This window comes from Paenirhizobium cremeum (assembly GCF_022884085.1).
Classification (GTDB): domain Bacteria; phylum Pseudomonadota; class Alphaproteobacteria; order Rhizobiales; family Rhizobiaceae; genus Allorhizobium; species Allorhizobium cremeum.
Genome location: NZ_JAGGCS010000005.1, coordinates 93,397 through 115,208 on the forward strand (window position 1 = coordinate 93,397; position 21,812 = coordinate 115,208).

At 62.5% G+C, this 21,812-nt stretch carries 22 protein-coding genes; 7 read left to right on the forward strand and 15 right to left on the reverse strand.

Translation table 11 applies throughout. The features are described from left to right. The first annotated feature begins 12 nt into the window (after positions 1 to 12). Entirely contained in the window at positions 13 to 1,344 is a 1,332-nt protein-coding gene (locus J5N58_RS10830; RefSeq protein ID WP_162757473.1) for an HdeD family acid-resistance protein, read from the forward strand. Beyond that, a complete protein-coding gene (locus J5N58_RS10835; protein ID WP_112827311.1) occupies positions 1,341 to 2,498 on the forward strand; it encodes an MFS transporter in 1,158 nt (385 codons plus the stop codon). Before J5N58_RS10830 ends, J5N58_RS10835 begins: the two co-directional genes overlap by 4 nt. A 322-nt stretch (positions 2,499 to 2,820) precedes the next feature. On the opposite strand, the gene J5N58_RS10840 is transcribed toward J5N58_RS10835, so the two are convergent. From J5N58_RS10840 to J5N58_RS10850, 3 genes are all read right to left on the reverse strand, one after another. Then, complete coding sequence (locus J5N58_RS10840) at positions 2,821 to 4,710, reverse strand: ABC-F family ATP-binding cassette domain-containing protein (protein ID WP_112827310.1); 1,890 nt, start codon at positions 4,708 to 4,710, stop codon at positions 2,821 to 2,823. A 119-nt stretch (positions 4,711 to 4,829) separates the two neighbouring features. Further along, complete coding sequence (locus J5N58_RS10845) at positions 4,830 to 5,915, reverse strand: GGDEF domain-containing protein (RefSeq protein WP_162708140.1); 1,086 nt, start codon at positions 5,913 to 5,915, stop codon at positions 4,830 to 4,832. A gap of 195 nt (positions 5,916 to 6,110) precedes the next feature. Beyond that, a complete protein-coding gene (locus J5N58_RS10850; protein WP_112827308.1) occupies positions 6,111 to 6,620 on the reverse strand; it encodes a DinB family protein in 510 nt (169 codons plus the stop codon). A 144-nt stretch (positions 6,621 to 6,764) separates the two neighbouring features. Between J5N58_RS10850 and J5N58_RS10855 the strand changes: the two genes are divergently transcribed. Next, on the forward strand, positions 6,765 to 7,448 hold the full coding sequence (locus J5N58_RS10855; RefSeq protein WP_112827307.1) for a glutathione S-transferase family protein: 684 nt from the start codon (positions 6,765 to 6,767) through the stop codon (positions 7,446 to 7,448). Between the two features lie 3 nt (positions 7,449 to 7,451). Here J5N58_RS10855 and J5N58_RS10860 read toward each other — a convergent pair whose 3' ends face one another. Next, on the reverse strand, positions 7,452 to 8,000 hold the full coding sequence (locus J5N58_RS10860) for a YbhB/YbcL family Raf kinase inhibitor-like protein (RefSeq protein ID WP_112827306.1): 549 nt from the start codon (positions 7,998 to 8,000) through the stop codon (positions 7,452 to 7,454). A gap of 41 nt (positions 8,001 to 8,041) precedes the next feature. Continuing rightward, positions 8,042 to 8,908 carry a helix-turn-helix transcriptional regulator gene (locus tag J5N58_RS10865; protein WP_244710773.1) on the reverse strand — a complete coding sequence of 289 codons (867 nt, stop codon included), beginning with the start codon at positions 8,906 to 8,908 and terminating at the stop codon, positions 8,042 to 8,044. A 169-nt stretch (positions 8,909 to 9,077) separates the two neighbouring features. On the opposite strand from J5N58_RS10865, the gene ndk reads away from it, so the two are divergent. Then, positions 9,078 to 9,500, forward strand: a complete 423-nt coding sequence (ndk, locus tag J5N58_RS10870) for a nucleoside-diphosphate kinase (protein ID WP_112827304.1) — start codon at positions 9,078 to 9,080, stop codon at positions 9,498 to 9,500. A 145-nt stretch (positions 9,501 to 9,645) separates the two neighbouring features. Here the strand turns inward: ndk and J5N58_RS10875 are convergent, their stop codons facing one another. Further along, positions 9,646 to 10,131 (reverse strand): peroxiredoxin, encoded by a 486-nt coding sequence (locus J5N58_RS10875; protein WP_112827303.1) that lies wholly within the window; start codon positions 10,129 to 10,131, stop codon positions 9,646 to 9,648. A 69-nt stretch (positions 10,132 to 10,200) separates the two neighbouring features. Beyond that, a complete protein-coding gene (locus tag J5N58_RS10880) occupies positions 10,201 to 11,025 on the reverse strand; it encodes a protein-disulfide reductase DsbD domain-containing protein (protein ID WP_112827302.1) in 825 nt (274 codons plus the stop codon). 173 nt (positions 11,026 to 11,198) lie between these two features. On the opposite strand from J5N58_RS10880, the gene J5N58_RS10885 reads away from it, so the two are divergent. Next, a complete protein-coding gene (locus J5N58_RS10885; protein ID WP_112827301.1) occupies positions 11,199 to 11,804 on the forward strand; it encodes a YqgE/AlgH family protein in 606 nt (201 codons plus the stop codon). Positions 11,805 to 11,842: 38 nt separating this feature from the next. Here J5N58_RS10885 and J5N58_RS10890 read toward each other — a convergent pair whose 3' ends face one another. The 5 genes from J5N58_RS10890 to J5N58_RS10910 all read right to left on the reverse strand — a co-directional run bounded on the left by J5N58_RS10890 (position 11,843) and on the right by J5N58_RS10910 (position 18,397). Beyond that, entirely contained in the window at positions 11,843 to 14,695 is a 2,853-nt protein-coding gene (locus J5N58_RS10890; RefSeq protein WP_244710942.1) for an EAL domain-containing protein, read from the reverse strand. A gap of 56 nt (positions 14,696 to 14,751) precedes the next feature. Then, positions 14,752 to 15,366: a GNAT family N-acetyltransferase gene (locus J5N58_RS10895; RefSeq protein WP_113338676.1), complete on the reverse strand. Its 615-nt coding sequence runs from the start codon at positions 15,364 to 15,366 to the stop codon at positions 14,752 to 14,754. Positions 15,367 to 15,439: 73 nt separating this feature from the next. Further along, the gene (locus J5N58_RS10900; protein WP_112827471.1) at positions 15,440 to 16,741 is read right to left on the reverse strand and encodes a M16 family metallopeptidase; all 1,302 of its coding nucleotides are present in this window, start codon (positions 16,739 to 16,741) and stop codon (positions 15,440 to 15,442) included. A gap of 21 nt (positions 16,742 to 16,762) precedes the next feature. Continuing rightward, entirely contained in the window at positions 16,763 to 18,169 is a 1,407-nt protein-coding gene (gene thrC, locus J5N58_RS10905; RefSeq protein WP_244710775.1) for a threonine synthase, read from the reverse strand. A 6-nt stretch (positions 18,170 to 18,175) separates the two neighbouring features. Continuing rightward, positions 18,176 to 18,397 (reverse strand): hypothetical protein, encoded by a 222-nt coding sequence (locus J5N58_RS10910; RefSeq protein ID WP_244710777.1) that lies wholly within the window; start codon positions 18,395 to 18,397, stop codon positions 18,176 to 18,178. 76 nt (positions 18,398 to 18,473) lie between these two features. Between J5N58_RS10910 and J5N58_RS10915 the strand changes: the two genes are divergently transcribed. After that, the gene (locus J5N58_RS10915; RefSeq protein WP_112827470.1) at positions 18,474 to 19,031 is read left to right on the forward strand and encodes a hypothetical protein; all 558 of its coding nucleotides are present in this window, start codon (positions 18,474 to 18,476) and stop codon (positions 19,029 to 19,031) included. A gap of 91 nt (positions 19,032 to 19,122) precedes the next feature. After that, positions 19,123 to 20,043 carry a diacylglycerol/lipid kinase family protein gene (locus tag J5N58_RS10920; protein ID WP_342345985.1) on the forward strand — a complete coding sequence of 307 codons (921 nt, stop codon included), beginning with the start codon at positions 19,123 to 19,125 and terminating at the stop codon, positions 20,041 to 20,043. Positions 20,044 to 20,079: 36 nt separating this feature from the next. Here the strand turns inward: J5N58_RS10920 and J5N58_RS10925 are convergent, their stop codons facing one another. The 3 genes from J5N58_RS10925 to J5N58_RS10935 form a co-directional block, all read right to left on the reverse strand. Further along, positions 20,080 to 20,769, reverse strand: coding sequence for an HAD family hydrolase (locus J5N58_RS10925; protein ID WP_112827296.1), 690 nt, complete (start codon positions 20,767 to 20,769; stop codon positions 20,080 to 20,082). Positions 20,770 to 20,853: 84 nt separating this feature from the next. Next, entirely contained in the window at positions 20,854 to 21,432 is a 579-nt protein-coding gene (locus tag J5N58_RS10930) for a TetR/AcrR family transcriptional regulator (RefSeq protein WP_112827295.1), read from the reverse strand. Then, the gene (locus J5N58_RS10935; RefSeq protein ID WP_113448784.1) at positions 21,429 to 21,776 is read right to left on the reverse strand and encodes a DMT family transporter; all 348 of its coding nucleotides are present in this window, start codon (positions 21,774 to 21,776) and stop codon (positions 21,429 to 21,431) included. Before J5N58_RS10935 ends, J5N58_RS10930 begins: the two co-directional genes overlap by 4 nt. Positions 21,777 to 21,812 lie beyond the last annotated feature (36 nt).

A 21,812-nucleotide genomic window follows, 5' to 3' on the forward strand; every position in this document is an offset into this window, starting at 1 on the left:
AGAAACAATAAGATGATTAAACTTGCATTCTTGCTTATCGGGGGCAGGGCGTTTCGTGACGACTGGTGGGAGCCGGCGGCTCTCGGCAGTGTCATGGTCGCGCTGGCCTTTGTCATAATGGCTGATCTGTCGGATGGCCTGACGATGGTCACCGTGCAGCTTTTCGGATTGCTCTTTCTTTTCCAGGGACTTTTCGGTCTTCTGTCGACCGCCATGCGCGAAACGAATACCGGTCGGCTTGCGGATGGCGTCAAGTCGCTGCTCATGCTGACGGTTGCATTTCTGATAATCGATACGCCCCTGAAGAGCGACTGGCTGCTTTCGTGGCTGTTTGCCTTCGGCTTCGCTTTCGACGGCCTCTCCCGCCTGGCGACGGTGGCGTTGGTCCGTTTCCGTCGATGGAGCGTAGCGGCGGTCGCGAGCGGTCTGGAACTGGCGCTTGCCGTGATGCTCGTCCTCGAATGGCCGTTTCCGCAGCGGCTCAATGTTCCGTTGTGCATCAGCCTGTTCCTCGTGCTCTCCGGTGCCACGATGATTCATTTCGCACGGGCGTTGCGGCGGCACGACAGCACTCTCTCAATCTATTCCCTTCCGATGCTGTGCGGACGGGGATGGAACGAGGAAAATCCCGTCGTCATGCCTGATGACAGTCCGGATGACGACACGATCCTCAACATGCGCATCCTCGTCTGGACACCGACCGGTGCCGCCGAAGTCGAGCCGAGACGTCCTCTTGTCGACCGTTACTTCGCGGTGCTCGACAAGGAGGGCAAGGTTTCCACCGGCCATGCAGCGGTAGAGATGGGCACCCATCTCTACATCAGCCATTGGCCGGCCGAAGAGATCGAACCGGATCGCGAGGAGATCGTGGACACGCTCTTCGCCGGAGAGGAAAACGACGTGGCAGGCCTCTTCCAGCCATCCTATGAACAGGAAAAGGCCTGCTGGACCGCCGCTGACGAAGAGGTGGTGTTCACCCGTTTTCACGCGTTGCGCCTGAAAGCCTTCTGGGAGGGCTATCGCCGGCATTCCACCTATAACGTCACCAATCGCAACTGCTCGATCGCCGCGGCAGGAGCGCTTGAAGCAGCGCTTGAGGGGAGCCTCGACTGCCCGCGGCCGTGGCTGCGTCTCCTGCGACTGCTCGTAACGCCTTCCTTGTGGGAGGCGGCCTATATCCGGTCGCGAGCCGCGCATCTCTGCTGGACGCCTGGCATGGTGCTCGACTATGCACGCGCGCTGAAACGCCTTGTCGAACCTGAGACTGTGCCGTGGCGTGAAAAGCTGCTTGCCCATCTGCATCATCTGGGCAGTTCCCTGAAGGTGAGGGACTACGCCCGATGAGCGCGACGGATCTGCCCGCCGTCTCGGAAACGGGTACGTTGATTTCCCGCATTGCGGTGATCCTGACCGTCGCCATGTTCGGGCTGACCTATTCGCTGAGCGCGCCGCTGATCGCGCTTGAAATGGTCGCAAGAGGTGCAAGCCAGAGCCTGGTGGGCGCCAATGCGGCGATGCATGCGATCGGTGTCCTCGTGGTCGCGTTGGTGCTTCCGGGCGTTGTGTCGAAGGTCGGACCGCGCCGCCTGATCCTGCTGTCGCTGGTCGTATCCGCCGCCGTGCTGGGGACAATCGCCCTGGTCGATAATATCTGGCTGTGGTTTCCGCTGCGCCTGTTGCTCGGCATGGCCGCGGAAGCGCTGTTCGTGCTTTCCGAGACCTGGATCAACGCGCTCAGCACCGAAAATACCCGCGCCCGTTTCATGGCGATCTACACGGCGGCGCTCTCTCTGGGGCTGGCGCTCGGCCCGCTTCTCCTCTCGCTGATCGGTTCTCGCGGGACGCTGCCGTTCATGGTCGGTGCCGTCATCGCCCTGGCAGCCGCATCCTTCGTACTGTTGCCAATGGTGCGTGCGCCCGTATTCGAGAAACCGAGTTCGGGCAATCCGCTGCGCTTCCTGAGGCTGGCGCCGGTGGCGATCGGGGCTATCGTGCTGAACGCTGCCGTCGAGACGGCGGGCCTGTCCTTCCTGGCGCTCTACGCGGTCGGTCTCGGCTGGAATGCCGACGATGCGGCCCAACTCATGTTCGTGATGATGGGCGGCGCGATCCTGCTGCAGCTACCGATCGGCTGGCTCGGCGACATGGTCGACCGCCGCAAGCTGGTGCTTGGCTGCGCGCTTGTGGCCGCTGCCGGGGCCGCTTTCTGGCCCTGGGCGCTCGCCATGCCCTTCTTCACCTATGCCCTGTTGTTTGTCTGGGGTGGTGTCTTCGTCGGCATTTACACGCTGACTTTGACCATCGTCGGCAGCCGGTTTTCGGGTGGCGATCTCGTCGGCATCTATGCGATTATGGGATTGGCCTGGGGCGCCGGCGCACTGGTCGGGCCGCTCGCGGCCGGCGTGTCGCTTCAGATCGGCACGCACGGCCTTCCGGTTTTCACTGCTATCGCCTGCCTCGCCTTCGCGCTCGTCGTGGCAATGCGCCGGGAGAGTTGACCGGTCGGCCCGTCGCCGGAACCTGTCCGGCGGCAGGGCGTGTATGTCAGTTCGCCGATGCCAGCATCATTGTCCTGTTGCGTTGGTGGTGCAGCGTCACGACCTTGTAACCTTCGGCCTTCAGGCGCTCGAGCAGCATCGGCAGCATGACAGCGGTGCGCAGATGCAGGTCGTGCCCAGGGAAACGGCAAACACGGCGCTCGCCACAACGTCTAAAGAAAGCATGAAAACCACTCGGACGGAAAAATCGAGTGAAGTTCGACGCCGTTATGGTTAACGGTCGGTTTCCGGCGCATCCGGCCCCTGCCGGATCGAGAGCGGGTCAGCCCGCCATCGCCTCCTCGTATTCGGCGGAAAGCTCGAGCCATTGTTCTTCCGCGGCCGAAAGCTTCGCCGCAGCCTCGCCGCGCTGCTTGGCCTTTTCCGCGGCCTTGGCCGGGCTCTTCTCGTAAAGCGCCGGATCTGCAAGTTCCGCATCAAGAGCCTGAATCAATGTCTCCAGCTTTTTCGTCAGGGACTCGATTTCATTGATCTTTTTCTTCAGCGGAGCGAGGCTCGCCCGCCTGTCGGCGGCCGCCTTGCGCTGGTCGGCCTTGTTGACCTGGACGACGGCGGCATCTGCCTTTTCCCGGTCATCGCTCTTGCGGGCGGAGGAGACCACCAGACTGCGATAATCCTCCATGTCGCCTTCGAAGACGCTGACGGTCCCGTTGTTGACCAGCCAGAGCCGGTCGACGGTCGCCTCGATCAGGTGGCGGTCATGGGCGATCAGGATGACGGCGCCGTTATAGTCGTTCAGAGCCTCGATCAGCGCGCGGCGGCTGTCGATGTCGAGATGGTTGGTCGGTTCGTCGAGGATCAGAAGGTTCGGCGCGTGAAACGCGGAAAGGCCCATCAGCAGACGCGCCTTTTCTCCACCCGAAAGATCCTTGGCGGCGGTCGCCATCTTTTCGGTCGCCAGTCCCATCTGCGCGACGCGGGCGCGAACCTGCGCTTCGCCCGCAAGCGGCATCAGCCGGCGAACGTGGTCGACCGGCGTCTCGTTGGGCACGAGATCGTCCAGCTGATGTTGTGCGAAGAAGCCGACGGAGAGGTTTGGCGCGAGCTTCATCTCGCCCGCCTGCAGGTTGAGCCGCCCCGCGATCAGCTTGGCAAATGTGGATTTGCCGTTGCCGTTCGAGCCGAGAAGGGCGATGCGATCGTCATTGTCGATGCGCAGATTGATGTTCTTCAGGATCGGCTTGCCGGGTTCGTAGCCGACCGCACCACCGCTGATGGCCACAATCGGGGAAGCCGGCTGTTTCTCGGGTTCCGGGAAGGTGATCGGCTGGACATGATCCTCGATCACGGCCGCGACCGTTCCCATGCGCTCCAGCGCCTTGATACGGCTCTGGGCCTGCCGAGCCTTCGACGCCTTGTAGCGGAAACGGTCGATATAGCTCTGCAGGTGCTTGCGGGCCGCATCGCTCTTCGCCTTCGCCTTCATCTGCAACTCGTCGGCTTCCGCCTTCTGCCGCTCGAACTGGTCGTAGCCGCCGCGATAGAAGGTGAGTTTCTTCTGATCGAGGTGGATGATCGCGTTGACGGCGGTGTTGAGCAGGTCGCGGTCATGGCTGATGATGATGACGGTGTGCGGATAGCGCCGGACATATTCTTCCAGCCAGAGCGTGCCCTCGAGGTCGAGATAGTTGGTCGGTTCGTCGAGCAGCAGCAGGTCGGGTTCGGAGAAGAGCACGGCCGCCAGCGCCACGCGCATGCGCCAGCCGCCGGAAAAGGAGGAGGCGGGGCGAAGCTGCGCTTCGTGGTCGAAACCGAGACCTGCAAGAATGGTGGCCGCGCGCGCCTCTGCCGAATGTGCGCCGATATCGGCGAGCCGGGTCTGGATTTCCGCGATGCGGTGCGGATCGGTGGCTGTCTCCGCCTCGGCCAGCAGGGCGGCGCGTTCCTTATCTGCGGCCAGCACGATCTCGATCAGCGGCTGTTCGGTACCGGGAGCCTCCTGCGCCACCTGGCCGATCCGAGCATTCCTGGGGATGGTGATCGATCCCGTTTCGGAGGCGAGGTCTCCGGTGATGATCTTGAAGAGCGTCGACTTGCCCGCGCCGTTGCGCCCGACAAGCCCGGCCTTCGTGCCTTCTGGCAGCGAGATGCTGGCATGGTCGATGAGCAGGCGGCCTGCGATGCGGGCAGAGATATCGGTAATCGTAATCATGCCTTGGCTTTTGGCCGAACTGCCGGCCAAAGGCAAGCGGTCGCCGGGCTGCGAAGGTGTTCGCGGCAATCGGGCGACGAAGGGTGGCGCCGGCGCAACATCCTGCGCCGATTGGAAGATCAGGCCACGTTTCGTCCCATGCCGCGCTGAGGCTCTGAGCCATAGCCTGCGATCGGGTGACGAGGGGTGGCGCGGGCCGTCGCAAGCGCGGATTCGGCGTGGGCAATCAGTTCGCTCGGTGTGGCCGCATCCGCTGTCATGGCGAAGCCGATGGAGAGGCCAAGGCTGCCCTGGCTGCGTCCTTGCTCGGTGGCGAAGATCAGGTTGTTCTCGACGGCCGTCCGAAGCCGCTCGGCAATCGCCTGAGCCTCGGTTGCACCGACGTCGCTGAAGAGGAAGGCGAAGTCGTCGCCCTCGATGCGCGCGACGAAGTCATACTTCTTGATCGTCTTGCGGAAAACCGCAGCCAGCCGCTTGAGCAGCCTGTTGCCGGCCTCGTCGCCGAACTGTCGATTGATCTCCCGGAAATTGTCGATGTCGACAAGCAACATGGCGGTTCCGAAAGGAACGGTTGCCTGTTCGTAAAGGCTTTCCAGCCGGTTCATGAAGGCGATGCGGTTGGGCAGTTCGGTCAGCCGGTCGGTGAGCACCATCGAGCGGGCGGCCTCTGCGGTGCGTTCGGCGGCTTCGATCTGTTCCAGCCCCGCCTTCAGCTTGAACTCGATTTCGGTCTCCTCCCGAATCAGGTCGCTTGCCGCGGAATCGAGGAAATCAAGTTCCTCCAGGATTTCCGAAAGGCCCCGGGTCTCGTCCTCGCGGATCGATTTCACGATGGTTTCGAGCGCGCGGGTGAAGGTCTGCTTGCGCAGGAGACCGAGCGAGACCTGTTCCGCGAGACGTTTCAATGCGGCCGTGGCCTCGGATTGCACATGTTCGTCGGCAAGACCGCAATGGCTGACCAGACGGTGCTTCAGGCCCAGATGGTCAAGCGCGATCTGGCTGGGTTGCGCCCCGAGAGCGACGAGATCGCGGGCGATCTCTGCATTGCGCCTGACCATGGCCTCATAGACGATTTCGAAATTGCGCGGCAGGCCGGCGATCTGGTGCTTGGCCATGAAAGCCGTGATCTTCTGCAGGTTGTCCTGGACGATGGGCGACTTCGGTGGTTGGACGTGCTGATGGCTTGTACTGGCATCAGACTGCATGGCTGTTCCCCCGCCGGATGTGGCTCCGGTCTTTCCGCGCGATGAATGTCGGTTATCTCCGGCCGCACCATCCGCGAAAGAACTCATCATTCGGTTAAATACGCGGGAAACGGGCATGCCTTCGGGATTTTCCGCAAAGAACGGTTAATGCCGGATTGTCGAATTGGCGGACCGGTGTCCCCGCAGGGGCAAGATCTAAAGCCACCGATCGCCTTGTAGTCGCTGGAAATAGATGAGATCAAGCGAAAGGCTCGGCTTGCCGAGCGCCGTCAGGCACATATGGGCCTGGCCCCTGTGGTGCGTCTGGTGGTTGAAGAAATGCGATATCGCCGGCCCGAGCCGATGGGTGATCGGCGTGGGTGTCGTGATCGGCGTATAGCTGATCGGCCCGCGGATTTCGTCTTCCGTCAGTTCCCCGATCCATGCGATGATCCTTCGGTCCTCTTCGATCCGGGCGGTTTCCAGTTCGGCAAGCGTTGCAAACGGCTTCTCGTTCAGCGCCGTGTGTTTTGGTCCTTCGCCGGTAAAGCGCCGGAGCCAGACGCGGTCTGCGACCAGGATATGGGTGAGCGTTCCAAACAGCGATCCGAAGAAGGCTCCCAAGTCGCGGTTCAGATCCTCGGGTGAAAGCTCGTTGGCCGCGGCATAGACGAGATCGTTGGCCCATTGGTTGTAGGCCGCGAACATTCTGAACGTTTCCAGCATCCAACTCTTCCGTTTGTTCCTTCATCCGCGAGCATAGCGCGATATTGCGACAGCGGGGCTTATGAAACCCATGAAATATCATGATTTGATTGGCGGCGGCGGGACATGCATCCTAGCGCGGAAAGACGATCGAGGAGCTGTCATATGTCCATCACCCTTTATTCTCTCTGCGGAGCAGATTTGGCCCGCCCGTTTTCTCCCCATTGCTGGAAGACGGTCATGGCGCTTCGTCACAAGGGCCTGCCGTTCAGCGAACGGCCGCTTGCCTTCACGGCCATTCCGTCCGCCGAAGGCGGATTTTCGAAGACCGTTCCCTTCCTGAGGGATGGCGACCGGCTTATCTCTGACAGTTTCCAGATCGCGCTTTATCTGGAAGAAGCCTATCCGGATGCGCCGTCGCTCTTTGGAGGCGAGGGCGGCCAGGCCATGGCCCGCTTTGTCGAAGCCTATTCCCAGACGACCGTGCATCCGATCGTCACACGCATCGCGCTGAAGAACATTCACGACATGCTGGCGCCTACCGATCAGGCCTATTTCCGCGAGAGCCGCGAGAAGCTGCTCGGTAAGACCATCGAAGAGATCGCCGCCGTCCGCGAAACGGCGATCGCGGCTCTGCCGGAAGCCCTGAAGCCCCTGCGCCACATGCTGAAGGCGCAGCCTTTCATCGGCGGCGATGGCCCGCTGTTTTGCGACCACATCGTCTTCGGCGCGCTGCAATGGCTGCGGATTACCACCGGATCGGTGCATCTGGCCGACGACGATCCGGTGAGAGCCTGGTTCGAGCGGTGCCTCGATCTCCACGGCAGCGAGGCGAGGGCGGTCGCCTGAGCCTCAGCGTCCGTAATGGACGGTGATCGACGCCTTTGCGAGCGCGTTTGCATTGGTCATGAAACCGATCAGCGCGCCGCTGGCATTGCTGTCAAGGTCGAGCTTGTCAACCGAAAGCGCCGTCACGGTGAAGACATAGCGATGCGTTTGCCCCGGCGGCGGGCAGGCGCCGATATAGCTTGAAAAGCCGGCATCGGCGCGGCTCTGAATCGCACCGGCGGGTGCGCCCCTGTCCGGCGTAATGCCCGCCTTCAGTTCCGTGACGCCGGAGGGAATGTTGAACATTGCCCAATGCCAGAAACCGGAACCCGTCGGCGCGTCCGGGTCATAGGCGGTGACGACGAAACTCCGCGTGCCGGCGGGTGCGTTCGACCATGAAAGGGCTGGCGAGACATTGCCGCCGTCGCATCCGAGCGCGTTCGCCACCTGCGCCTGGGCGAGTTTTCCGCCCTCGGCGATGTCAGGGCTTGAAAGCGTGAACTCCGCCGCCATGGCCGGAAGGCCTGATACCAGGGTCAGTGCGGCGGCGAGAACGAGGGGTCCATAGGTCATGATCGGCTCCTTTCGATGGGAGCCCGAACATATCGCCGTCGCTATCCGGCCGCGGCTCTGCTGCGCTCGAATTCAGCCCCGGAACGCTCACCTGCCTCCGTGGCGATGCGAATGTCCCGCGGCGACAGGCCGAAGCGGGCGCGAAAGCGGGCCGCAAATTTCGACGCCGATTCATACCCGACATCGAGCGCCACCCGGTTGATCGGAAGTTCGGTCGCCTGCAGCAGAGCGAGCGCCGTCGTCATGCGCACATCGGCGATGATGTCGGTGAGGCTTGTCCCGACCTGCGAAAGCCTGCGCCGCAGCGTCGCCTCGCTCATGCCCAGAGCGCCGGCGACGGAACCCGCCGGCCATTCCCGCGCGGGCTCTGTGCGAATGAGGCCGCGTATCCTGAGGCAGAGGTTTTCGCGCGGATCGGGCAGGAGGCCGATCCCGAGCGCCTGCAAGCGGATAAGGGGTTCGCCGACGATGTGCCGGTGGATATCGTCGGAAGCGGCGTCCTTACCCCCGATCGCGAGGCGCGCGCGCTCGAGCGCATCGAGGAATCCGCTGTCCGGCTCGATCCGGATCGCCTCGTTCGTGGAATGCGCTGCCGCATCGGCGTAGAACGCCACGAGGGCGGAGGAAAAGACATAGGCGTCGGAATGATAGGAGCCGTTTTCCTCGGCCCCGTTGATGACGGTGCATTCGAGCCCCTGCGGCAGGAAGATCGCCTCTCCGGGGACCGCTGTGACATCGGCCTCGTTGGTTACGATCCGCTTCCAGCCGTTCTTCACGTGAATGAGGGCGGGCTGGTCGATGAGGAAATGCCGGAAACTGCCCGTTGAGGCCTGCAGGATCGAACAATGGACGGCGATGTCGGCCAGCGCGCACGTGGAGCGGCGCGCATTCTCGGAGAATTTCTGCATGGTTCCTTCCGCACGCTGCCGGCCCGGAATGTGCCGTGAAAGCATTCGCCGCGACCGGTTCCGGTCAGATAGTATGACGGCGGCGTGAAATTCGTCCATCCCCCTTGTCTTCGCGATTCGGGGCGGGTAGAAACCGCCCACTTTCCCATGAGACAAAAGGATGAGACTGATGGCGATTGAACGCACCTTCTCGATGATTAAGCCGGACGCAACCAAGCGCAACCTGACGGGCGCCATCACCAAGGTATTCGAAGACAACGGCCTGCGCGTCGTCGCATCGAAGCGCGTTTGGATGAGCAAGCGCGAAGCCGAAGGCTTCTACGCCGTCCACAAGGACCGCCCGTTCTTCGGCGAACTCGTTGAAGGCATGACCTCGGGCCCGACCGTCGTTCAGGTCCTCGAAGGCGAAAACGCCATCCTCAAGAACCGCGAATTGATGGGCGCCACGAACCCGGCCCAGGCTGCGGAAGGCACCATCCGCAAGACCTTCGCGCTCTCCATCGGCGAAAACTCGGTTCACGGTTCCGACGCCCCGGAAACCGCCGCCCAGGAAATCAAGTACTGGTTCTCCGACACCGAGATCGTCGGCTGATTCAGTTTCTGAGGCTTCGGCCTCAACACATTGATCGGAATCGAAAAACCGGAGTGGAGACACTCCGGTTTTTTGTTGGGTTTCTTTTGTCCGGAAAAAAGCCGCGGACCTGCCGCGGCTTTCCTGATTGTCGGCGGCGCTGTCTTCAGAGCTGCTCGATCATCGTGGCAGCGGAGGAAACGGTTGCCTGGCCCGGGTTCTCCTCGACATTGAGCGACTTCACCACGCCGTCTTCCACCAGCATCGAATAACGCTTTGAGCGGACGCCGAGCCCGCCGCCGGAGAGGTCGGCATCGAGGCCGAGCGCCTTGGTGAAGGAGGCATCCCAGTCGGCGAGGAAGTGGATCTTGCCGAGCCCGCCGGATTGCTGAGCCCAGGCCCCCATGACATGCCAGTCGTTCACGGCGATCACCGCGATGTCGTCGACGCCGCGCGACAGGATCGCGTCACGGTTTTCCAGATAGCCGGGCAGGTGGTTGAGCGAGCAGGTCGGCGTAAACGCACCGGGCACGGCGAAGAGCACGACGCGCTTGCCGCCGAAAAGCTGCTCGGTGGTGATCTCGACCGGACCGTCGGCGGTCTTTTCCTTGAAGGTCGCCTGCGGCAGCTTCTCGCCGATGGAAATGGTCATCAGATTCTCCTCGCTGGATTGGCCCCGGCCGGTGCCGGGCGGTGTTTCGGCAGCGACTATAGATTGACGCTAGTCAAAGGCAAGCGTGCTTTCCATTGCCCTGTCGCCCGAGAGAACGAGGATGCCCCAGGTCTTTCCGGCGATCTTGTAATTGCGCGGCAGTTCCTCAAGCGGCATCGAAATATCGAGCTTGCCGTCGGCTTGGGAAACGATGTCGTAGTCCATGAAGACGTGGCCATTCGGACCGGTGACGAAGACTTGCGGGCGATCGTTCGGGGAGGGAAGGCGGAGTGTCAGGTCGAGCCGGCCGAGATCCCCGATCATCCGGTGGGATTCGACGCCGAAGCCTTCGGTCTCCCTTTCGGGCAGGCTTTTCCATGCGGATGCGAGGATGGCCTCTTCCTCGGCGTTTACGGTTTCCTCAAGCGTCACCGTAAGATCGGCCTGGAACGGAATGCAGATGTTCTTGCACACGCCGATGAAGACATTTGCCCTCACCGTGGCCGAGGCGACCGGTTGGGCCTTGAGGGTGAAGGGAAGGGCGATGGGCGTGTCGTAGCCGATATCCCTGATGTCCCCGTTGTCGATGCGCTTCGGCACCGGAAAGGAAATTTCTCCGATATCGAACCGGCTGGCGGGATCGAGCGTGATGCTTGGCGGTATGCCGGCGTCTCCCGGCTCCCGCCAATAGGTGATCCAGCCGGGCGTCGGCTCGATCTGAAGCGCAGCCTGGCGCGTGCCGTCTGCGGTTGCCGGCAGGACGAGGAGGCGCATCCGGCCGCCTTCGCTGGTCGCCCATTCGCTGCTTGCCGCCTGTGCGCTGCCGGCGCCGAGGACGGTTGCGGTGAGAAGCAGGCCGATGACGCGGCGCATGCGGGAAAATTCGATGCTCATGGCCTGCGTTTAAAGCATAGTCCGGAGCCTCGCCAGTCACGGTTTTCGGCCCATGTGTCATTTTCAGTTGATTGCGGGGGCGGTCTGCCTCATCTTGCTAAAATGAGAAATGACGGACTTCATCCCGGAGTTCACGTCGGATGTCTCGGTTACAGAGACGCTGGAGGTCCAGCATGGCTTTATCGAACTTGAAGAAGGATCGCGAGCGTGGCTTTCTGGACGGCCAGTTCCTGATAGCCATGCCAGGAATGACGGACGGCAACTTCGCACGGGCCGTCGTTTATGTTTGCGCCCATTCTCCGGCCGGCGCCATGGGCTTCATCATCAATCGGTCGCAGCCGGTGACCTTTGCCGACGTACTCCTGCATCTGGAATTGATCGACAAGAACGATGCGATCATGCTGCCGGACCATGCCCGGCATTTCCCGATTCAGAGCGGTGGACCGGTGGAAACGGGCCGCGGTTTCGTCCTTCACTCCGACGACTATCTGAGCGACAGCAGCATCCCGATCAGCGACGACATTTCGCTGACGGCGACGCTCGACATCGTGCGCGCCATCTCCGATGGCCGCGGTCCGCGCCGCGCCACGATGCTGCTCGGTTATGCCGGCTGGGGGCCGGGGCAACTCGAATTCGAGATTGCCAATAACGGTTGGCTGAACTGCCCGGCCGCGGAAGACCTGATCTTCGATCGGGCGCTTGACACCAAGTACGAACGCGCTCTGGCGCTGATGGGCGTCAGCCCGGCCATGCTGTCGATGGAAGCCGGGCACGCCTGAGGAACGGCTGGCCCCGCTGGGTTGTGCTTGCGCCCGGCTCAAGCCCTCTTGGTCAGCGGAAATCGTTCACGCAGCAGACGGAGAACGGACTCGGCTCCGATCGGTGCGCCGTAAAGATAGCTTTGTCCGAAATCGCATCCCAGTTTCGCGAGTTCCTGACCGTCTTCCTCCGTTTCGATACCTTCCGCCACCACCTTCATTTCAAGCCCACAGGCCATGGCGATGATCGATTTCAGCAGGACGCCCCGTTTTTCGGATTGGTCGCAGACCAGCGCCTTGTCGAGCTTGATCGTGTCGAAGGGGAAACGGGTGAGATAGGCGAGCGACGAGTAGCCGGTGCCGAAATCGTCGAGCGCCAGACTGATGCCGGTATCCCTGAGCTTGCCCAGAACGAGGCGCGCCTGCTCCGGATTTGCCATCACCACCGACTCCGTCAATTCGAGCTTCAGTCGGCCCGGATCGCATTGGGTCTTGGTCAGCATCGCGCGGATATCGTTGTAGATCTCGCTGGAAAGCAACTGCGCGCTCGACAGATTGACCGAGACGAAGATCGGCACGTCCCCGGTCTGTTTTTCCCAATCGGTCAGATCGGTGGTGGCGCGTTCCAACGCGAACATGCCGAGCGGCTCGATCAGGTCGGATGCTTCCGCGATCGGGATGAATTCGGACGGCGGAATGCTGCCGCGCTTGGGGTGATCCCAGCGCATCAGGGCCTCGAAACCGGCGACTTCGCCATCGGCAAGCCGGATGATCGGCTGGTAGACCATCGACAGCTCCTTGCGGTCGATGGCGCGGCGCAGATCCGTTTCGATCTGCAGCCGGTCGGTTCCGCCGGCGCGGAAGGCGGGGCGGAAGGGCTCGACCCGGTTGCCGCCTGCGCGCTTGGCGCGGTACATCGCAAGCTCCGCATCGGACAGCAGGCTGGTTGCGCTCTCCTGCTGGTCGACCCATGAAACGAGGCCGATGGAAGCTGTCAGGATGATCTCGCGATTGGCGAAATTGATCGGCACCATGATCGCCTTCGAGATGGCGTCGGCAAAATCTGCGACCTTGCCGGGATCGCGCTCCGAAACGAGGATCAGGCCGAACTCGTCGCCGGAAAGGCGTGCGAGCGTGTCCTGCGGTTTCAGGAGGCGTCGAAGCCGTCGCGTCAGCGCGATCAGGATATTGTCGCCGGCGGCGATCCCGAGACTGTCGTTCACCTGCTTGTAACGGTCGATGTCGATCGCCATGACGGTTGGCCGCAACGCCTCGGACCCGTTGCCGAGCGTCAGGACCGACTGCAGCCGGTCGAGGAAGACTTCCCGGTTCGGCAGGCCCGTCAGATTGTCGTGCATCGCATCGGCGAGCAGGCGATCGATCGAGTTTTTCTGCTCGGTCACATCGATGATGGTGCCGACGCAGCGGATGACCTCGCCATTGGAGCCAAGGACCGGCCGCGCCCTGATCTTCAGCCAGTGGAAATGGCCGTCTTCGGCGCGGATGCGGAATTCGTGATTGAGGCGGCCCTTGCGATGTTCCAGCAGCACGTCGAGCGTGGCGCGGAACCTCTCCCGGTCGTCCGGATGCAGGCGTGGGAGCCAGTTGCGGGCGGGGCCGTGCATGGTTCCCGGCGAAAGCCCCAGGCGGACGGAAATGTCGGGGCTCGTCACCACGCGGTCGCGGGCGACATCCCAGTCCCACACCGTATCGCCGGAACCGGTGAGCGCCAGCGACTGGCGTTCGAGGTCGGAGAACAGGCCCTGTTGATAGGCGCCGCCGGCGAAGGCATGCTGCATGACGGTAAAGCCGATCAGCAGCACGATCAGCACCAGCCCTCCGCCGAGCGCCGGCTGGATGATATCGTTGTCCAGCCGCCCGGTGACCGTCAGCCACCCACCGAACAGCCAGACGAGGATCAGCGCCCATGTCGGCACGAGAAGGATAGCCCGGTCGTAGCGGTTGAAGCCGAGATAGATGATGAGCACGATGCCGGCGGTGGCGGTCAGCGCAAAGGACAGGCGCGCGATGCCGGAGGCGACCGAGGGGTCATAGATGGCGACCCCGAAAAGCAGGCCGAGGCCGAGGATCCATGCGAAGGTCGCATAGCCCAGATGGACATGCCAGCGATTGAGGTTCAGGTAGGTGAAAAGGAATATGACGAGGCTCGATGCGAGCGCCACTTCCGCGCCCGCTCGCCATATTCGCTGGTCGCTGGACGTGATGCTGATGAGTTTTTCAAGGAAGCCGAAGTCGACGCAGATATAGGCGAGCACGGCCCAGGCGAGCGCAGCGGCGGCCGGCAGCATGGACGTACCCTTGACCACGAACAGGATCGTCAGGAACACCGCGAGAAGGCCGGCGATGCCGAGAACGATGCCGCGATAAAGGGTGAAAGCGTTGACCGTGTCCTTGTAGGCGTTCGGTTCCCAGAGGTAGATCTGCGGAAGCTGCGGCGTCGAAAGCTCGGCGACGAAGGTGATGACAGCGCCCGGGTTAAGCGTGATGCGGAAGACGTCCGCCTCCGAACTCGGCTGCCGGTCGAGCGCGAAGCCTTCCGAAGGCGTGATAGCGATAATGCGCTGGGAGCCGAGATCGGGCCAGAACAGCTTCGAGTTCACCAGACGGAAATGCGGAGCGACGATCACGCGCTCGAGCTGCTCTTCCGAAACGTTGGCAAGCGCGAAGACGGCCCAGTCGCCCTGATGCTGCGGCGAGCTGGAACGCACTTCGATGCGGCGGCGAATACCGTCCGCGCCGGCTGCGGTTGAAACCTGAAAGGCCTCTCCCTGGTTCGTATAGATCTCGGTGGTCGCGGTGAGGTCGAGCGCCGTGTCGTCACGGGCGATCTTCACCGGCTCGGCGGCGTTGGCGACCGTCGCGAAAAGGCCGGCCAGCACGAGCATGACCATGGCGAAAGCCGCCGCCAGCGTTCGGCCGGCTGCCGTCTGCCTGTTGTCCGTGAGTTTCATGAGGGCTCTTTGCCGCCGTTGTCCGTGGCCCGATCCGCCAGAAGCGAATAGATCGCATGGTCTCGCCAGCGCCCGTTGATTTTGAGATATTCCCGCAAGAGACCTTCCCGCTCAAATCCGGCTTTTTCGAGCAACCTGATGCTGTTGCTGTTGTCTGGAATACAGGCTGCTTCGATCCGGTGCAACTCAAGCACCCTGAAGATATAGGGAATAGCGAGCCGAAGTGCGGCAAACATATGGCCCTGGCCGGCATATCTTTCGCCCATCCAGTATCCGATCATGCAGCTTTGCGAGGCTCCGCGGCGGATCAGGCCGATCGTCAGGCCGCCGAGAAGAATCTCCTCCGGCCTGTGGAAGAGAAAGAAAGGGACAGCCAGACCCGAGTTGAATTCCTGCTCGTTGCGAATGACTCGCGCCCGGTAGGAGCTCTCGGTCAGTTCGTCCGCCCGCCAGGTGGGCTCCCATGGCTGCAGGAAGGCGCGGCTTTCGCTGCGCAGCCTGTGCCACTGGTCGAAATCGCGGTAGCGGGGCAGGCGCAGAAGATGATCGGGACCATAGAGCTCCGGCGTTTCCGGCTGCCGCGACAGAAACCGAAAGACCGACCGTGCCATGCCATGCCCCCACAAAGGCGAGGGCGGTCATGCGCCGCTGGCTCGCCGCAACCCCTTGTCTCGCCGCAGTTTTTCAGCCAGCCGCCTTGAGGGCGCCGCCGGCATTGCCGCTGGAAAGGGCCTGCGTGATTTCGTTCATCGGCGCAAGCTGATCGAGCGGACCGATGGCCGAAAGCGTCGGCACGGTCTCGAAGAACAGCCGGCCGGCAAGATCCGTCAGCCGTTCGGTGGTGATGCCGGCCAACCGCTCCATCATTTCCTGATTGGAGATCGGGCGTCCATAGAGCATCATCTGCCGGGCGATCTGGCCGGCGCGCGCCGCCGGGCTTTCCTGTCCCATCAGCAGTTGCGCGCGGATTTGCGCGCGCGAGCGGTCGATTTCCTGCTGGTTTATCATGTCCGACGACTTGCGCAGTTCGTCGATGATGACGGGAACCAGTTCCGGCAGGTTTTCGCCGCCGGTCGCGGCGTGGATGCCGAAGATACCAGTGTCGGAAAAGCCCCAATGGAAGGCATAGACCGAATAGCAAAGGCCCCGGAATTCGCGCACTTCCTGGAAGAGGCGCGAGGACATGCCGCCGCCGAGAATATTGGCGAGGATCTGCGAACAATAGAAGTCGCGCATGTGATAGGCGCGGCCCTCGAAGCCGAGCAGCACCTGCGCATCCATCAGGTCGCGTTCCTCGCGGGCCTCACCGCCGGTATAGCGCGCGGCTTCGAGGACGGGCGGGGCGGCGGGCTCGGTTCTGAGGCCGGAGAAGCGGTCTTCGACCTGGCGAACGAAAGCGTCATGGTCGACGGCCCCGGCCGCAACGACGAACATGCGGTCGGTCGTGTAGTTGCGCGACAGGTAGCCCCGGATTTCGTCGCTGGTAAACGACTTTACCGTATCGGGCGTGCCGAGGATGGGACGGCCGAGGGTCTGTCCGGCGAAGGCGAGTTCCGAGAAGCGGTCGAACACCACGTCGTCGGGCGTATCGTTGGCTGCGCCGATCTCCTGCAGGATCACGTGCTTTTCGCGCGCGAGTTCCTCCTCGTCGAAAACCGACTCCGTCAAGATGTCGGCGAGGATATCGACCGCGAGCGGTACGTCGTCCTTGAGCACGCGGGCGTAATAGGAGGTGGTCTCTGTGGACGTAGCGGCATTGAGTTCGCCGCCGACATTCTCGATCTCCTCGGCGATCTGGCGGGCATTGCGTCGCTGCGTGCCCTTGAATGCCATGTGTTCGAGAAGATGGGCGATGCCGTGCTCCGCGTCGGTTTCGTTGCGAGAACCGGATTTGATCCAGGTTCCGAGCGCGACGCTTTCGAGATGCGGCATCTTCTCGGTTACGACCGTCAGCCCAGAGGGCAGCCGGGTACACTCAACATTCATCGATCCGTCTTTCTGCATTTCTCAATTATCTGTGCGGGCATGTTCACCGACAAAGGTTTCGACGGCTTTAAGTTCCGCGTCCAGGATATCGAAATGCTCCTCCCTGGTCATCAGATCAGCAAGCCACGCCGGAAGCGCCGGGTCAATACCGCTTGCTGATTTTACTGCAGCGGGGAACTTTGCCGGGTGGGCTGTGGAGAGGGTAATCATGGGGCTGGAAGGCTTGGCGAACTTCGCTGCGACATGAACGCCGACGGCCGTATGGGGGTCGATCAGGTAGCCGGTCTCGGCCAGCGTGTCGCGGATCGTGGCGGCCACCTGCTTCTCGGTGGCGCGGCCGGCGCGGAAGTCCTTGCGGATCGCCTTCAGGGCCTCGGGCTTGATCTCGAAGGAGCCGGACTGTTTCAGGCTTTCCATCGACGAGCGGATAGCCGCGTCGTCGCGGTCATAGGCTTCGAACAGCAGACGTTCGAAGTTGGACGAAATCTGGATATCCATCGACGGCGAGGTGGTGGCCGAGACGCCTTTCATCTCGTAACGCCCGGTCTTCAGGGTGCGGGCGAGAATGTCGTTCTCGTTGGTGGCGATCACCAGCTTGTCGATCGGCAGCCCCATTTTCTTGGCGACGTAGCCGGCGAAAATATCGCCGAAATTGCCCGTCGGCACGGTGAAGGAAACCTTGCGATCCGGCGCGCCGAGCGAGATCGCGGCGGTGAAGTAATAGACCACCTGCGCCATGATGCGGGCCCAGTTGATCGAGTTGACGCCGGAAATCCTGTAGCGGTCGCGGAAGGCGTTGTCGTTGAACATCGCCTTCACCAGATTTTGGCAATCGTCGAAATTGCCCCTGACGGCGATGGCATGAACGTTGTCGGCCTTCGAGGTCGTCATCTGCCGCTGCTGGACGGGCGAGACCTTCTCGTGCGGGAACAGGATGAAGACGTCGGTGCGGGCGCGGCCGGCAAAGGCGTCGATGGCGGCGCCCCCGGTATCGCCTGACGTCGCGCCGACGATGGTCGCCCATTCGCCGCGTTCGGCAAGCACATGATCCATCAGCCGGGCGAGAAGCTGCATCGCCACGTCCTTGAAGGCGAGGGTCGTGCCGTGGAAAAGTTCGAGTACGAAGGCGTTCGGACCGGTCTGCACCAGCGGGGCCACGGCCGGATGGCGGAAGGTCGCGTAGGCCTCGTCGATCATCGAGCGGAACGTGCCGACCTCGATCTCGCCGCCGGTGAAGGGATGAAGAATTTCGAAGGCGATGTCCTGGTATGTCTTGCCGCGGAGCGCGCGGATTTCCTTCTTCTTGAGATGGGGCCATTTGCGCGGCACGTAGAGGCCGCCGTCGCGGGCAAGGCCCGCAAGCAGGGCGTCACTGAAACCGAGGCTTTTGGCCTCTCCGCGGGTCGAGATATATTCCACGATGGTCATCCTTGGTCAGAAGAGGTGAGGCGCGTTTGGGTGTCCGAGACTATGACGTTTCGGGAACGTAAGTTCGTCTTTTTGCGCCAGACGGGCCGGGCGGATTTCGCAGGCACGGCAGCCGCGAACGGATTTGTCCAGGTTGAGGCGAAGCCTCTGAATGCCGGCGGTATTGAAATTCGAAGCAAAACGCTGGCTACCCAATCGATTTTTCGCTGCGCCGCTGGTATAGACCATCCTCCCTGGGCATGAAAAGGCCCAAATGGAATGGCTTTTGGCTTCTCGAAGCTCAAGAATGCGGAAGGTGCATATCGTGTCTGTGAAGGTGTCGCGCGGGCTGTTGGCCGCATTTTCGATGATGGTTCTCGCCGGCTGCAACGCTGGCAATCCCGGTGGCGCTCTCGGTTCGGCCGCGGAAAAGCCTGAGGCCAGTGCCGCCGCCCCGGCCGTGGCGCCTGTGGTGCAGGGCTTCTGCCCGACGATCGCCCTGCGTGACGGCACGTCCTATTACCGCACCTACGCCAAGGGCGCGAAGGACGATCCGTCCAAGGTCGTCTATCAGGCTTCGCTGGCCGATACGACCCGCTCCTGCGCCCGCAGCGAGACCAGCCTGACGATCACCGCCATGGTTCAGGGGCGCCTCGTGGCGGGACCTGAGGGCAAGGCCGGAACCGTCACCCTGCCGATCCGCGTTGCCGTGACGGATGGCGACAACGTGCTCTTCACCGAACTGACACAGCATCCGGTCACCTTGGCCGATGCCGCGCAGCCGACACAGTTCGTCTTCTCCAAGCAGGTGACTGTTCCGAGCAATGTGAGCGGTCTCACCAAGGTCTTCATCGGCTTCGACGAAGGCCCGAAGAAGAAATAATTCCTTCGGCCGCGGCCGCAGGCGGAAAAGTGAATGGGCAAAGGCCGCCATCCGCAACGGGTGGCGGAACGCCATATGCCGGGGGGCATAGGTGAAAATTGGAATAGTCAGAAATCCCGTGTCCGGCGGGAGGGCGTCGGTGCGTGCATGGCCGGCGCTTTACCAGGCGTTGAGGGTCCGCTTTCCGGACCTCGCTGTTTGCGAAACCACTACTGCCGGACAGGCGGCCGACATGAGCCGGGCGCTGGCGGATTCCGGCTGCGACCTCGTTATTGCCGTCGGCGGCGACGGAACGGTGAGCGACGTGGTCGACGGTATCCTGTCGTCGAGCCGGCCGAAGACGGCCTTTTCCCTGATCCCCAACGGCACGGGATGTGATTTCGCCCGCAATTTCACCCTTGCGAGCGCGCCTCAGGCGATCGCGGGCCAGATCGCCGAGGCACCCGTCCGCTTTATCGACGCCGTGCGTATCAGCGGCCCCGATGGAAACGGCGGCAGGATCAACCGCCATTTCGCCAATATCGCAAGCGTCGGCGTTTCCGGGGAGATCGTGCGTGCCGTAAATGCGGCGCCACGCGGCAGGTTTCTCGGCGGCTCGATGCGCTTCATGCTCTATTCGGCGCGCGAGATCCTTCGCTACCGTCCGCAATCGGTACGGGTCGTCATTGACGGGGAGGAGATTTATGCCGGCGGGGTCACGGTGGTGAGCGTTGCCAACGGGGCCTGGTTCGGTGGCGGCATGCATGTCGTCCCGCAGGCGGACCTGGCGGATGGCCTGCTCGACATTGCCGTGATGCGGGCTGCCTCCAGGGCCGGCCAGCTCGGGCTGCTGGCGCGGCTTCCCTCGGCAGCCCATGTCGGCCATCCTCTGTTGAGTTTCCACCGGGGACGTTCGGTCGAGATCACACCGCTGGAGGATGGCCGCTTTTCCAGCGAGATCGACGGGGAAAACTCCGGTCTGAGGGCGCTGCGCGCGGATATCCTGCCGGCAGGTCTTGCCCTGCGCATTTGACGACCGGTTTTTCGCACGAGGCGGGGAACGGGTGGATTAGATCGCACCCGCCCAGTTTTCCATGGCGGCAATGACCGCCGGCAGATCCATCATGCGCGAGATCACGGTCTCGGCTCCGGCATCCGTCAGGCGGTCGGCATGGGAAGGGTAGGTGTGCGAGGCGCCGGTGAAGCCGATCACGCGCATGCCGGCGGCGCGTGCCGCATGAACCCCGTGCACGGAATCCTCGACGACGACGACCTTGTCGGGCGTGACGCCGAACTGTGCTGCGCCATGGAGGAAAATGTCGGGTTTCGGCTTGACCCGGTCGGGGCCGAGATCCTTGGCCGAATAGACATGCGGCGCGAAGAATTCCTTGAGGCCGACCTTGGTCAGCATCATGTCGAGGCGCGCGGAAGACGAGTTCGAGCAGATGCAGCGCGGTCCCTTAAGCCGGGAAAGCGCGAAGACCACGCCGTCGATGATCTTGACTTCGCGAGCCAGCCGCTGGTCGAGCAGGGCTTCCGACTTGTCGAGCAGGCTGGCTGACAGCGGGATGTCGACCTCTTTCTCGACTGTGAGGAGGATGTTTTTCCAGGTCATGCCGGCAAAGCGTTCGCCCATCTCCTCGACGGAAATCGGATAGCCTGCTTCGTTCAGGAGCTTGGATTCGACCTTGGCTGCGATGATCTCGGAATCGACGAGCACGCCGTCGCAATCGAAAATGGTTAGGTCGAAACCGCTCATGAGGGGAGGTCCTGTCGCATGCCGTTGGGAGGAGGCCTCACCTACACGAAGAGGCGGTAAAGGACAATCCGCAAGTGACCTCCGTCAAGCGCCGGATGAGGCTTCCGATGCAAGTGCAAGCAGTCCGCGCTCGATATGGGAAACGTCGCGGAAGGGTTCGCGATCCTGTTGCAGGAGGTCGGCGAGCCAGACTCCATCGGCGGCAAGGCGCGCGATTTCGAACATTGGTCCGTCATCCGTCGGCCGGTGTGCGGCAAGCTTTCGTTCCAGCCATTGCGACCAGAGCCGTCGGAGGCCGGGTTCCGAGATCATGGAAACGGAAAGCGCGACCCACGGGCTGCTGCTGCCGAGCTTCCGGTCGGCAAAGCTCGCCCTGATATAAGCGCGGGTGAAGCGTCCGCGCATCTCGCCGTCCTCCGCCATGTAGAGCTCGATTTCCTGGTCGAGCTTTTCGAGCAGGTCGGCAAAGACCGCCTCGACAAGCGCCTGTTTGCTGGCGAAATGATGCAGAAGCCCACCCTTCGTCACGCCTGCCCGGTCAGCCACCGCCTGGATGGTGATTGCCGCTGGTCCGCCTTCGACCGCCAGGGCTGCAGTCTGGTCGAGCAGGGCGCGACGAACCAGTTCCGGCTGCTTCTTTCTGGAATAGGCGTTCGCCGTCATCCGTGCGTGACCGAATTGGAAAAGGCATTCATCACGATCACGCCCGCGACGATCAGGCCGATGCCGGCCATCGCCGCCGGATCGAGCGACTGCTTGAACAAGAAGACGCTGATGAGCGCTGTGAGGATGATGCCGAGCCCGCCCCACATCGCATAAGCAATGCCGAGCGGCATGCCTTTGAGTGCCTGCGACAGCAGATAGAACGAAACGGCATAAAGCGCGACCATGGCAAGCGTCGGCCCGAGCCTGGTGAACTGGGCGGATTTCTGCAGGAAGGTCGTGCCGATCACCTCACAGATGATGGCGCCGGCAAGCGAGGCATACGCAAGGGCAACGGGATTCATGGCTGGGTCTCTCGATTGGCTTCCATAAAGATACCG